This is a genomic window from Chryseobacterium jejuense (assembly GCF_900100075.1).
Lineage (GTDB): Bacteria > Bacteroidota > Bacteroidia > Flavobacteriales > Weeksellaceae > Chryseobacterium > Chryseobacterium jejuense.
The window spans coordinates 62400-76042 of record NZ_FNEG01000009.1 but is presented as its reverse complement, the minus strand read 5'-3'; the positions used below and the strand labels follow the sequence as shown (position 1 = coordinate 76042).

12 protein-coding genes and 1 tRNA gene are annotated in these 13643 nt (G+C 34.8%); 4 read left to right on the top strand and 9 right to left on the bottom strand.

What is annotated here, in order from left to right; genetic code table 11:
- Nucleotides 1-61: 61 nt before the first annotated feature.
- From BLS98_RS21590 to rbfA, 9 genes are all read right to left on the bottom strand, one after another.
- The gene (locus BLS98_RS21590) at nt 62-2122 is read right to left on the bottom strand and encodes a YCF48-related protein (RefSeq protein ID WP_089739346.1); all 2061 of its coding nucleotides are present in this window, start codon (nt 2120-2122) and stop codon (nt 62-64) included.
- A 106-nt stretch (nt 2123-2228) separates the two neighbouring features.
- Nucleotides 2229-2414 carry a bacteriocin-like protein gene (locus BLS98_RS21585; RefSeq protein WP_089739344.1) on the bottom strand — a complete coding sequence of 62 codons (186 nt, stop codon included), beginning with the start codon at nt 2412-2414 and terminating at the stop codon, nt 2229-2231.
- 42 nt (nt 2415-2456) lie between these two features.
- A complete protein-coding gene (locus BLS98_RS23830; protein WP_164466604.1) occupies nt 2457-2621 on the bottom strand; it encodes a bacteriocin-like protein in 165 nt (54 codons plus the stop codon).
- Nucleotides 2622-2687: 66 nt separating this feature from the next.
- Nucleotides 2688-3713 (bottom strand): bifunctional diaminohydroxyphosphoribosylaminopyrimidine deaminase/5-amino-6-(5-phosphoribosylamino)uracil reductase RibD, encoded by a 1026-nt coding sequence (gene ribD / locus BLS98_RS21580; RefSeq protein ID WP_089739342.1) that lies wholly within the window; start codon nt 3711-3713, stop codon nt 2688-2690.
- A 64-nt stretch (nt 3714-3777) separates the two neighbouring features.
- Entirely contained in the window at nt 3778-5580 is a 1803-nt protein-coding gene (locus tag BLS98_RS21575; RefSeq protein WP_089739340.1) for a DUF349 domain-containing protein, read from the bottom strand.
- Nucleotides 5581-5654: 74 nt separating this feature from the next.
- Nucleotides 5655-6392, bottom strand: coding sequence for a shikimate dehydrogenase family protein (locus tag BLS98_RS21570; protein ID WP_089739338.1), 738 nt, complete (start codon nt 6390-6392; stop codon nt 5655-5657).
- Between the two features lie 62 nt (nt 6393-6454).
- Nucleotides 6455-8245, bottom strand: a complete 1791-nt coding sequence (locus BLS98_RS21565; protein ID WP_089739335.1) for an endonuclease — start codon at nt 8243-8245, stop codon at nt 6455-6457.
- An 80-nt stretch (nt 8246-8325) separates the two neighbouring features.
- Nucleotides 8326-9531, bottom strand: a complete 1206-nt coding sequence (locus BLS98_RS21560) for an ABC transporter permease (protein WP_089739333.1) — start codon at nt 9529-9531, stop codon at nt 8326-8328.
- A 3-nt stretch (nt 9532-9534) separates the two neighbouring features.
- Complete coding sequence (rbfA, locus tag BLS98_RS21555; RefSeq protein WP_089739331.1) at nt 9535-9894, bottom strand: 30S ribosome-binding factor RbfA; 360 nt, start codon at nt 9892-9894, stop codon at nt 9535-9537.
- Between the two features lie 93 nt (nt 9895-9987).
- Here rbfA and mce point away from each other — a divergent pair, with 93 nt between their 5' ends.
- The 4 genes from mce to BLS98_RS21535 all read left to right on the top strand — a co-directional run bounded on the left by mce (nt 9988) and on the right by BLS98_RS21535 (nt 13628).
- Entirely contained in the window at nt 9988-10386 is a 399-nt protein-coding gene (gene mce / locus BLS98_RS21550; RefSeq protein WP_047095995.1) for a methylmalonyl-CoA epimerase, read from the top strand.
- Between the two features lie 62 nt (nt 10387-10448).
- Nucleotides 10449-10522: transfer RNA gene (locus tag BLS98_RS21545), tRNA-Ile, on the top strand.
- Nucleotides 10523-10930: 408 nt separating this feature from the next.
- Entirely contained in the window at nt 10931-11713 is a 783-nt protein-coding gene (locus BLS98_RS21540) for a DUF5694 domain-containing protein (RefSeq protein WP_089739329.1), read from the top strand.
- Between the two features lie 163 nt (nt 11714-11876).
- A complete protein-coding gene (locus BLS98_RS21535; RefSeq protein WP_089739328.1) occupies nt 11877-13628 on the top strand; it encodes an alkaline phosphatase D family protein in 1752 nt (583 codons plus the stop codon).
- The last annotated feature ends 15 nt before the right edge of the window (nt 13629-13643 follow it).

Below are 13643 nucleotides of genomic sequence, written 5' to 3'. Positions count from 1 at the left end.
ATAAACTTGCACCTTTATTAGAAAAGAAGCTGTCGGAATTCCGACAGCTTCTTCAGTATTTTTATTTTTTTATTATTTTTTGGGTAAACCATTTTCCATTGGATTCAAATTTGACAAAGTAAACTCCTTGTGGTAAATGTGATATATTGATGCCGTTATTTTCTTTATTAAATAGAACTGTTTTTCCATTTGTATCATAAACCTGAACTTTATCTAAAATGACGTTTGTTTTAAAAAAAACGGAAGAACTTGTGGGGTTAGGATATAATAATAGCTTTGAGTCATTTTTGCTTACAATATCATTTTCATTGGTTGCTAAAGATGCATTCGGAAAGTCAACGATATAGATATCTGAATAATTTCCTACAACTATAACTTTGTTATTAAAATATTTATAAGCATTAATATTTACAAGATCTAAATCTTCATTGCTTGCAGCAGAAACAACAAGTTGTGAGGTAGCACCTCCGTCTGTAGTTCTGTAGAGAGCGTTACTAGAATCATAGTAATAGCCTAGATTTTCATTGAGAAAATAATATTTAGAAGAAACAGAATTTGTAGTTTCTACCCATGTTGCTCCTGAATTAGTACTCATATATGCTTTTCCATAATTGGCTGTTATAGAAATTTTAGAGGCACTAATTACATTTACAGAATTTAGATAACCTGTTGCTTCGAAAATAGAATTCCAGGTAATTCCCCCGTCCGTAGTTTTATACAGTTTTCGGGAGCCGCCTGCATAGCCAATCATATCGTTATAGAACTGAATAGATTCTATTTCTCCCATTTCGGTAAATTGGGAAGCTGTTGATGGTGGTGATATTAAATGTATTCCATTTGGAGGGGTTATATAAGGTGATGCAGTACCTAATAAGACATCTCCATTATCTTTAATCCAGAATGCGGAAAGATATGTTACTGGATTAGTTGAACCGGAACTATTCCATGTTTGACCAAAATTTGATGTTAAAGAATAATTTCCATTCCCAACAAGAATACCTTTTCCGTTTTCTTTTAACTGTACCCCTTTAAAAGCGTTCGATGTAAATGTTGCTGTTTGATTAATCCAAGTGTGTCCACCGTCAGTTGTACGGTAAATAACACTGTAGAATCCGGTAGATCCATTTCCTATGACAGTTCCCTGGTTATCATTTGCAAAAGAAATGCTTTTTAACTCAGAAGGATAAACGCCAGGAACTAATAAGCTCCAGTTGGTGGTATCAGTAGATTTGTAAATGTTTGATTCACCTCCAACGATCATATTACCATTGATGATTCCAATGGAATTAAGGTTGAAGTAAGGATAAGTATTAATTAATCTTTGATTCGTCCAGTTTTGTCCCATATCTGAAGACTTATACAGTCTATTGTCATCGCCAACAATATAAAGCTGGTTGGAGTACAGTTTTATATCATTTAGATTATAGGTTGCTGAAATATTTACAGGAGACCAGTTTGCTCCCTGATCATTTGTTTTAAAGAGTTTACCGTTATTTCCTACAATAAAAGCATCTGTACTGTTCATAAAAAGAATTTTATTGATGCTGGTTGTGCTTAAGCTTGTAGCAGTCCAGGTTGTTCCTTGGTTTATTGTTTTATAGACTTTTCCATTGGCGGCGCACACAAATCCAATATTCTCGTCTATAAAATAGATATCATTTATATTACTTTGCTCCGGTAATGAAACAAAAGAGAAAGAATTTCCTGAATTTAATGTTTTGTATATAACGCCTGAATTACCTCCAAGAAAACCTGTAGATTCATTTACAAAATAGAAACTTCTTAAAAAAGCAGCATTTGCTGATTTAGAAACAGAAGTTTTAAATCCATCTGTGGTTTTATAAATTCCGGTTTGGGTTAATACAAATCCAATATTATTATTGAGCATTTGAATATCTCTGTATATTTCATTTCTGAAGAGCTTTTTCCAGGTCTTTCCTCCATCCTTTGAAGATGCTACGATTCCATATTGAGACTGATCAAGCATGTATAATGTTTGATCTGGCGTAACCTCCAGATTAGTGATGGTTGAAAAAGATTTTACAGGAGTTAAAAATTTCCATTCTTGGGCTTTGATGAAGGAGACTAAGCTCAAGAAAAGAATAGAAAAGTATTTGTACATTATTATTAGTTTTTTGCAAAACTAGTAAAAGTATCAATAGTTTGTATTTAAAAAAGTATAAGCCATCAAAATTTGACGGCTTATATATTTTTTGAATGTAATTCTATTAAATTCCATCTCCGCAAAGGTCCATAGGAATCAGGCACATATAGCTTGTAGGGCCACAGAAATCCTGAGGACATCTGTCTCTACATCTTGTTGGTTGTCCATTAGGTAATGTACATGTTACGAAAACAGCACCTCCCTGAATTGTTTTTAATCCTGCTCTGGATAGTTTTTTTGAATTTTTCATGATACTATTTTTAGTTTGACTAATTTGTACGGTTTCATAATATTAGCATGGGAATGATCCGTCTGCCCAAGGGGGTGGACAACTCATACTTGATGGGGTTGCACAGCAGTGTTGTAATGAAGGTGGGTAAAAAGAACAGCATTCAGGCGCTATACCTCCCTTTACTTTTTTTAAGCTTTGTCTTGAAACTTTCTTTAAGTTTTTCATGGTAAAATTTTTTTTGGATCTTACTAAGGTAAATAAATTATTTCATTTGGCGGTGAGAAATAGGTTTTATTTTGATTTAAAAAAAGAAATGGTGTTATCTCTATAGTTTTCTGTGTTGTAAGGATTCTGAGTGAATTCCGGAGCTTTTGTCCCGTTTTCCAGTTTCAGATTTTCATTTTTAATAACGATAGCTTCGTCCCAGAGACCGGCATCAATAAATTGCTGTAAGGTAAAGCAACCTCCTTCAATAATGATAGACTGAATATGTTCGTTGTATAAAGTTTCCATCAAATCGGACAAGAAATTATCTTTTTCGATCTTAATGAATTGGATGTGGTCTTCCGTTCCTTCTTTAATAGCGTTTAAGACTAAAGTTTTGGCTTCGTTATTGTAAATTTTGAAGTCTTCAGGAACTTTCAGATCAAAGTCAATAAGAACTCTAACCGGATTAATTCCTTCAACATTTCTTACAGTAAGGCCAGGGTTGTCCGTTAAAGCGGTTTGAGTTCCAACGAGAATTGCATGTTCATTTGCTCTTAACTGGTGAACAAACTGGTTAACCAAAGCGTTTGAAACAGCTGTTGGTTTAAAATCTTTATCTAAAAATCCATCACGGGATTCAGCCCATTTTAAGATGATATAAGGTCTTTTCTTTTCATGATAGGTGAAAAACCTTTTATTCAGTTCAATACATTCCTCTTCAAGAATCCCAGAAACTGCTTCTATTCCTGCATCCTGAATAATCTTTTTCCCTTTTCCATTAACTTTATCATGAGAATCCATAGCTCCAATAACTACCTTTTTAAAGCCCAGTTCTTTAATCTTTAAAGCACATGGTGGTGTTTTTCCATAATGAGCACATGGTTCCAAAGAAACATAGATGGTTGATTCCGGAATCAAACTTTTATCCTTTACTGAATTGATGGCGTTGATCTCTGCATGGTTTTCTCCAGCTTTGTGGTGGTATCCTTCGCCAATAATTTCTCCGTTGTGAACAATCACACTTCCCACAAGAGGGTTAGGGTAGGTTTTTCCAAGGGCTTTTTGAGCCAATTCAATGCATCTTTTAATATAGAGTTCGTCGTTATTCATAGCGTATAAAAAGAAAAAGCGAAGACAAATTGCTTTGCTCCGCCCTTATTTATTTTGTTAAGATTTATTCTCCGGCAATAATACTGTGGAGATTTTGCTTTAAAGTTTCCAAATGAGCTTTCTTTTCATCAATGGTGTTGTAAGTATCTCTTAATAGAGGATTCTCTCTTGATGGTTTATTGAAGAATGCAAGGTTATTTTCAAGCTTAACAATTTCAGCTTCAAGATCAGAAATCTGATTTTTAATCTTTCTTGCTTTGTCAGTAAGTTGATTTTCTGATAATCCTTCTTCTTTCAGTTCAAGCTCATTGATTTTATTGATCTTCAGTTTTTCTCTTAAAGTCTTATTGAATTCAGAGTTGATAGCAATTTTATCTCTTGGAACTTTTCCGATATTATTCCAAGCTGTTTTAATCGCTTCGATTTTTTCAATGCTTCCTTCATCGTTGGAAACCAATTTCAATTCGTCAAGAAGGATTTTCTTGTTTTTGTAATTTTCTTTCCAGTTGTCGGTAGAAGTATTGCTCTTTTCTCTGTAGTTGTTGAAGAAAGCATTACAAGCATCACGGAATTCATCCCAGATTTTATTGGTCATGCTCTTTGGAACGTGTCCAATCTTTTTCCAGTCTTCCTGAAGTTTTTTGAATAATGGAACAGAGATATCCCATTCTTCATTACCCTGATTATCCTGAGCAGTCTGGATTAATTTTAATTTTTCTTCCAGATTAGCTTGCTGAGAACCTTTTAAGGATTTGTAATAATTATTTTTTGTGGTATTAAAGCCTCTAAGGGTTGTTTTGAAATCATTCCAATTTTGGTTGGATAGTTTTCTTGGAACACTTCCGGTTTTCAGGAAGTCAGAACGAAGATCTTCAACTCTTTTGATGGCATTTTGCCAGTAATTATGGTTAGGAGTTTCTGAAGGTTCTGAAAGCTTCTTGATTTCAGCAATAATCTGACTTTTCTTTTCAAGATTAGCTGTCTGTTCTTTTTCAATAGATGCAGAAAGTTCAGATTTTCTTTCGTGAATTTTATTGGAGATCTCTTTGAATTCTTCCCAAGTTTTTTCACGGAATTCTTCTGCTACAGGCTCTGCTTCTTCTTTCCAAAGTTTGTGAAGATACTGAAGTTCATTTAAAGCCTTTTGGATAACAGGTTCATTCTCCAATTCCTGAGCACGGGCAATAATGTGCTGTCTTTTTTCAAGGTTGTGGCTGTATTCCTGCTCCAAAAATTCCTTATTTAAATCCAGCATTTGATAGAACTGGTTCAGATGGTGGAAATAGTTATTGTTAAGGATTTTGAATTCAGATTTGGCAACCTGTCCGGCTTTTGACCATTCTTCTTTAATCTCACGAATAGATTTGAAAAGATTGACTCCCGGTTCGGAATTGGTATATAGATTTTTTAATCTTTCAATAATATTCTGACGGTGCTCCAGATTTTTTTTCTGTTCTTCTTCCTGTCCTTTCTGGAATTCGTCATGTTTTTCTCTGAAGATATTAACTAAAGCAGAGAATTTAGCCTGTAAGGGGTGTTCATAACTGAATGTTTCAGCAGCATTTCCAGTTTCTGCAAACTCGTGCTTTTTATCCTCCACTTCATCATGGATGTGATGACTTGCTTTTTCTTTTAACTGAATGAATCTTTTGGAGTTCTCACCGGCATTAGGTGCATTGATGAGTTTTTCCATTTCTTTCAGGGCATCAGCCAGAGAGATTTCAACTTCTTCATGTTCTTCCAGGTGTTCAGCATCATCTTCATGGGGATGGGCATCATGAGAAACAGTGTTTTCCGATGTCTCCTGAGATACTTCGTTAGGATTTTTCTTTTCTTCGTTTTCAGAAAGATTGTTTTCTGTAGTCATAGCAAATCTTTTATGTGAGTGGCGTTAATATCCTTTATATATAGCTGTAAGGGTAATTAAAGTACTAATTTATGTTATTTTTTTTGAAAATTCCAAATTTCCCAAGCTTTTTCTGCTTGCTGTTCAAGCATATAATAACCGTTTACCGTTTTTGCCCCTTTTTCAGATGCGTTGATGATAAACTGTGTATAGTTTGGGTTATAAATTAAATCGATAACTAAATGTTCCGGAGAAAGTGCATCAAATGGAAAGCTCAGGCAGTCTTCAACATTCGGAAATGTGCCTACCGGTGTACATTGGATAATAATTTTATGTTCCTGTACGGTCTCCTTATCCAGGTTTTCAAAATTGATTTCTGTACTTCTTGAAATGGTTTGGGATGGAATATTATGTTTGTCTAAAACATATTTTACTGCTTTTGCAGCGCCTCCGTTACCCAGGATTAATGCTTTGTCTTGTGATGGTTTTTGGTGAAGAAGAAGGGTTTTTTCAAAACCAAAAGCATCTGTATTGTATCCGGTTTTTTTACCGTCCTGAATTAAAACACAGTTCACAGCGCCAATTTTCTCAGCTTCATCACTTAATTCATCAAGATAGCTGATGATCTGTTCTTTATAAGGTATGGTTACATTAAAACCTAGCAATTCAGGTGAGGAGAAAAGGTTTTCTACTTCATCAATTTCATTCAAATCAAAAATATCATAGGAGAAACCTTTAAGCATAAGCTTTTGGAACTTATTTTCGAAGAATTTTTTAGAAAATGAATAGGAAATATTTCTTCCTATCAATCCTAATTTTTTATTGGAATCCATACATCAAAATTAAAAAAAAGACCGGATAAATCCGGCCTTTAGTTTGAAATATTTTGTAATAATTATTCTACGATAAATTTAGTAGAGAAATTATCTGTTTTTAAGATGTAAGTTCCTTTTACTAACCCTTTAAGATTAATTTTATTTGAATTTTTGAATGGATTAGGAAGTGTTTCAATTACTTTTCCTGAAAGGTCATAGATCTCAGCTTTTGAAATTTTGCTAAGGTTTTCTCCTTTTACAAACAGTTCATTGTTTTTTACAGGATTAGGGTAGATGGTGAATTCTGATTTATCTTTTTTGATTTCAGAAGTTGCTAATGCTCCGCCGTAACATGTCCATTTAAGATCATCAATTGCTACTCTATCATTGTTGTTCGGGTTTACAATTCTAATAACAGCATTGCCTGAAACGTTTACATTAATGAAGTTAGTTGCTACTGATGCGCTGTAAGGAATTGTTCCTGCTAAATTATTATTTACAAAAACATTCAGGTTGCCATCTCCTCCGTTAAATTTACGTTGAGTAGTTAGCGTTAATGTTTGAACTCCGCCAGGTACATTAGAACTGGTTAGATCACCTCCTTGAAGTGTTATTGCCTTACCGCTAATAGTTTGATCAGTTCTTGCAAGTGTTGCAGTCCAGCTTACATTGTTGTTTGTCCATGTTCTGGTTTTATAATCGCTTGCATTAGCAGGAATATTAGTGAAATTCTCATCACCACAATTTACTGCGTTTACCGGGCCGTCAAGAGTAGTCCCTGGGACAACATTACTTTTTGGAGATGTATTTCCAAATGCATCTTTTGCAATGACATGGAATGTATATGAAGTAAGTGGTAATAATCCTGATACTGTAGCCGTTGTTGATGTTCCGGAAACAGTGGATTTAAATATATCATTTACATAAATATCATAACCAGTTACGCCAACATTGTCTGTTGATGCATTCCAGCTTAATGAAATAGAGTTTGAAGTTGGAGTGTTTGTAGCCAGATTAGTAGGTGCCGTAGGAGCTTGGTTATCCACAACTGGAGATCCCCAGATTAAATCAGCATAAGCAGAATTGTCAATGAAAGGGTTTCTATTTCCTTGAAACGGGAAGGCAGCATTATTTCTGTTTATTTCTTCAGGAGATACAGGATCCATCGCATTCCATGCTAAAAGCTGTTGAAGTTCCCATTGTTGAAGACCAGGGAAAGCAGATCCTCCAAGCATATTACCAGTGCTGAATGTAGAAAGCTTATCTTCATATCTTGTTACAAAATAGAATATCATTCTGGCAACGTCTCCTTTGAAAGCATCAATTGGCTCAAATACTGTTCCACCATATCCTTGTGAAACTGAATTACCTAATTTAGAACCATTATCTGAAGTAAAAGTAGCAGAACCTACTTTACCAAAAGGATAATTGGATCTCATTCCGTTAACTTTTCCATCTGTAGGACGGATAAAGTGAATGTCTGCAACCATTGGGGAAGCTTTATTGAATAAACTTTGAGGAACAATATGTTCTCTATTATAACAATCTCCTTCGTTAGAATAGGTTCCACATTGGTTAGTACCTACAGTGAAGTTGTAAGGATCTGATCCGTTAGGCTTTTCAGAGTAGATGTCTAAAATGGTTCCATCGTTTTCGAAGTTTGTGTTTGTATCACGATCTGTGGTATAATAAGCTGTCCATAAACCTCCATAGCCTTTATCCAGGTGTCCAGAGGTAATAATAGCTTTAAGGGCTGTTTTAAGAGGAGCTCCTGTTAAACCGTCTGCTGCACTATAATAACCAGCGGGTGCTTGTGCTAATGCATTGATGATTGCAAAGCTTAATAAAAAAAAAGATAAAATTCGTTTCATTTTTTTAAAATTGGGGCGTAAAGGTACAAAAAAATGAAAGCTGAAAATGCTTTTGATGTTAAATGTGTAAGTGTAGTATGTTAACTTTTAGTAATATACTCTTTACTGATTTTGGAGAAGAACCACGAGATCGCAATTCCAAATATGGAAGCGGTAAGAGCAACAATAAGATAATTTTTACCCACTATTTTAACAGGGAAGGGTAATACTTCATTTGCTCTGAAGAATTCTGTGTAAAGCTGGAAATAACATAAAGCTGTTCCAAAGATTAAACCGGTAATCACTCCGGAAACAACAATAAGAAGTCCGGTGTAGAAATAGGTCATTCTTAAGTGGCTTAAAGGAAACCCTAAAGAAATAAGAGATTTTGCCTGTTCTTTTTTGTCAAGCTGCAAGATAATAATAGCACCTGCAAGATTAAAAGTTGTGATGAAAATAACCAGTGCAAAAATCAGATAGATGAATAGTTTTTCAGTATTAATCATCTTCCAGAAGGCTGCATTTTCCTCTTCTTTAGTTTTGATTTCAATATTTTTACCGAAAGAAGATAGTAGATTTTGTTTTACAGCATCAGCATTTTCAGGGTTTCTTAATTTAATAACGATCTGATATGCAGATTTTTTTGGAAGGCTTAATAATTCTTCGGCAAGCTCAATAGGGGAGACAATATAATTGTCCAGCTGGTCTTTTCCTGGAAAAACACCTGTTACCAGAATGTCTCTTTTATTGTAAATATCTTCTTCTTTACTGATGATTCCGGTTCCAGGCTTAGGCATGAAAACGGTAGCATAATGGTTGGAAGAATCTACCGGAATGGATAACCGATTGTCAAGACTGTTTTCCATCAATACTTCATTAGAATATTTGAAACTTGGATAAGTTCCATAAAATACTTCTTTATTGATAGGATTTACTTTTACATAGGCAGAATCTACACCACGTAAGTAGGCAATGTCACCTTTTCCGTTAAAACTTATATATACTTTTTCTTCAATAACACGGGAATAGCTGCTGATTTCTTTATTGCTCTTTAAAACCTTATTAACCTGATCCAGGTTTTTAATTGTTTTACCTGATGCACTTTTTAGGGTAAGGTCAGCATGAAGATTAGAAATCAAGTCTTTATTCAGATCCTCAAGACCTGAAAAAACTGAAATAATAACGAACATTGCAGTCACAGCAACCGTCATGGCACCTACTGCCAGCCATGTGATGAACGTCACAGCGGTACTGCCTTTTTTTGCTAAAAGGTATCTGGATGCTATGTAAAATGCAATATTCTTCAAGATCTATAAAACAGGATTGTCGCCTTCTCCTCTTAATTCTCTTTCTAATTTTTCTACATCATCAAGAGCTGTGTCTAAGTAAAAGTTAAGCTGGGGAATGATACGTACCTGTTTTGCCATTTTCTGGCCAATAAAATTTCTGTATTGAGTTTTGTTTTCTTCAATTTCCTTCATTACCGCTATACGGTGCTCCTGAGGGAAAATACTTAAATAAATTTTAGCAATACCTAAATCTGCCGTTACTTTTACATCAGAAACGGATACCAATATACTTTGTTTGCTGTCAGCAGCCTGCTTGCGGAAAAGTTCTGCGAAGTCTTCCTGAATAATCTGTGCTACTTTTCTTTGTCTGTTACTTTCCATAATTTCTGCAAATTTAGTACTTTTGTTTGAATTGATACTTTGAAATTCAGCGATCGTATCAAATTTACGAATTAATTATATTTATTAGTATTTATGAAGCTAGAACATATCGGTATTGCCGTAAAGTCTTTAGGAGTTTCTGACGAACTTTTTGCTAAACTATTAGGAAAAGAATCCTACAAACAGGAAACTGTAGAAAGAGAAGGAGTGGTAACTTCTTTCTATGAAACCGGAGAAAGTAAAATTGAGCTTTTAGAAGCCAGTAATCCTGAAAGTCCCATCTCAAAATTTATTGAAAAAAAAGGGGAAGGTATCCATCACCTGGCTTTTGGAGTTGAAAATATCCTGGAGGAAGTAAAAAGATTAAAAAAAGAAGGATTTCAATTTATCTCTGAAGAACCCAAAGAAGGTGCTGATAACAAATTAGTTGTGTTCCTTCATCCAAAGTCAACAAACGGCGTGCTGGTAGAACTTTGCCAAGAAAAGCAATAAAAAATTTTGTAGTGAAAGAAATTTTACTATTTTTGCAAACACAAAATTTAACCAAGTTTTGAGGTCCTATAGCTCAGTTGGTTAGAGCACCTGACTCATAATCAGGTGGTCCCTGGTTCGAGCCCAGGTGGGACCACAGAAAATCAACCGTTTACGTAATGTGAGCGGTTTTTTTATTTTAAAATATATCACTCAATAATTAAAATAGCAGATTACTTATCCAAACTGATTTATAATATTTAGAAACTTCTATTAAGAGTAAATTCTCAAAATATTTTTTTAGCATGTATATTTGCTTCCTGGTTTAGTTTTATCATTAATCAACTAAGACAGGATTTATTACCTTTTGGATTTAAAGTTATCCCTGCTGATTCTTTTAAAGGACTGAAAATGATTTTTGCCACAAAAAGGAGCCGTTAACTATTCACCTTTGATTTAGGAATATTCCCATTAGTACCGTTTCATCGGATAAATAAGCCTTTTCGTCGATACAGAATTGTTTTCTTTTTGTTCATGCTCTATTTTTGAACCATAAATTAAAACTATGAAAAGAATAAGTGTTATTTGTGGATTTTTGATGAGTATGTGGTTATCAGCACAAAAGATAGAGGTACTTAATTTTGCTACCTTTCATATGGGGGAAACACCGGATACAGCAAAAGTTAAATTTGATCCAAAAAGTGAGAAAAGTCAAAAAGAAGTTTTGGAAATTGCAAAACTGCTTGCTGAATTTAAACCAACAGTTATTTGTGTTGAGGTTCTTCCAGCTGAGAATGAAAAGATCCAGAATGATTATCAGAACTTCTTAAAGAATAAAGACTTTAAAACAGTCTATGAAGGTGAAGTTTCATTACTCGCTTATCAGATTGCAAAAATAGCCAATGTGAAAAAAATATACGGAATAGATGAGCAGGAAACGGGTCAATACAATTATAGATTAGGGGAGCAGCTGAAAAATCAGGTAGATAATGTCACTTATAAACGTTTTATAACCACATTTATTGAAGGATTCGGAAAACAGGAAAACCTTTCTGTAAAAGAAAAGCTTATTGATTATAATAAAGAATCTACTTTACAAGGGCTGATTGAAGCTAATGCAGATATTTTGACTCATGTAAGTACAGCAAATAATTTTGAGGGAGCAGACGAAGCTGCCAAATACTACAGAAGAAATCTGAGAATGTATTCTAACCTTAATCAAATCCCACTTTCGGAAAATGATAAAGTCCTTATTATTTCTGGGGCTACTCATGCCGCATTTTTTAGTGAATTTTTAAAACGAAGTCCAAAATATAAGACTGTAGATGTTTTTGATTATCTAAAATAAATGATTTGAGAGGGTAACGAGCCCTCTCAAATTATTTTTAATTATCAATGTTTTAAGAAAATACTATGTTAAACATATGTTTAAAAAAAGCGTAAAGAATAATTAAAACTCAGTTAACAACCTTCTTCCATAGATACCGTTGCTTTGCAGAAAAAAGTAATTGATGGAAAATAACAATCTACTTAACAGAAGACGGTTTCTTAAGAATTCACTGTTAGCAGCCGGAGGGCTTTTCATTGCTCCTCTGATTATAAGTTGCAGCGATGATGATTTTACAGAAGGAGAAACGGCTCCTAATGATCTTAAAAATTCAGGCTTTGATACCGGAGTTGCCAGTTTTGATCCTGCAGCAACAGGAGTAATTTTGTGGACAAGATATTCAGGCGGAATACATGCAGAAATTACATGGGAAATAAGTAGAAACAGTAATTTTTCCAATGTTTTAAGAAGAGGAAAAGCGAGTGCTTCTGCTGTTAATGACTTTACAGTAGCAATCGATGTACAGGATATTCCATCCAATACCAAATATTATTATAGATTCTATAACCTAGCAACAAAGGAAATTAGTGTAACAGGAGAAACCATTACATTACCATCCAAAACAGATTCCGTTAACGATGTGAAAATGGCTGTGGTATCGTGTTCTAATTTCCCTGCAGGACTTTTCAATGTATATGGAGCCATTGCTAAATCTGAAGCTGATGTAGTAGTACACCTTGGCGATTACATTTATGAATATGCTCCGGGGCAATACGGAACCAATCCATACACCAATCAACTGGGCAGAGCTCATAAGCCCGCTAAAGAAATCCTGAATCTGGACGATTACAGAGAAAGATACAGACAGTACAGAGGCGACAAAAATCTTCAGTTGGCCCATCAGAAAAAACCTTTTATCTGTGTGTGGGATGACCACGAATTTGCAAATGATACCTATAAATCCGGAGCAGAAAACCATCAGCCGGATGAAGGAGATTTTGAGTTAAGAAAAAAAGCTGCTTTCCAAGCATACAGCGAATATATTCCACTTAAAACAGGTAAAGATCTTAGAATTTACAGAAGCTTCAACTTCGGAAATATAGTTTCCCTTTACATGATGGATACAAGGGTGATTGCGAGAGATAAACAGCTAGAGTATTCAGATTATCTTGATAATGCCGGAAACTTTGATCAGGTAAAGTTTAAAACTGCTTTTTTAGATCCTAACAGAAAACTGATTGGAAGCGAACAAATGGCTTGGCTAGGCTCTCAAATCAATGCTGATGCTGCAAAATGGAAAGTCTTGGGACAACAGATCTTGATGACCAAAATGATGGTTCCCGCAGAATTATTGATGCTGCTTAATCAGATTTTAGCAGAGATTAAAAAGTTGGGAAGTGCACAGCCGGCTACTATGCAGGCTCTTCAGACTACAATTGCCCAATTGATGGTTCTAAAAGCCAGATACAAAGCTCAGGATCCTACTCTTACTCCACAGGAAATAGCAAGAATTACCACTACCTTACCTTATAATCTTGATGCATGGGATGGGTATTTTATGGAAAGAGAACAGCTGTATTCTGTCCTTGCAGGTAAAAAAATAGTAGTATTGGCAGGTGATACACACAATGCATGGTTAGGAACACTCACCAATGCACAAGGGAAAGTTATTGGAACCGAGTTAGCATGCAGTTCTGTTTCTTCACCGGGCCTTGAAGGGTATCTTGGAATCACATCAGATCCTACTCAGGCGATTGGATTAGCCCAGGCATTTTCCTCACTAATCGATGATCTGGAGTATGCCAATCTTTATAAAAGAGGTTATCTGCATGTGAAATTTACAGCAGGAGAGTCCTTTGCAGAATGGAGGTTTGTAGACAATGTTACCTCAGAAATTTATAATACGACTACAGAAAAAACACACATTATTTCATAGTTTTAAAAACATATC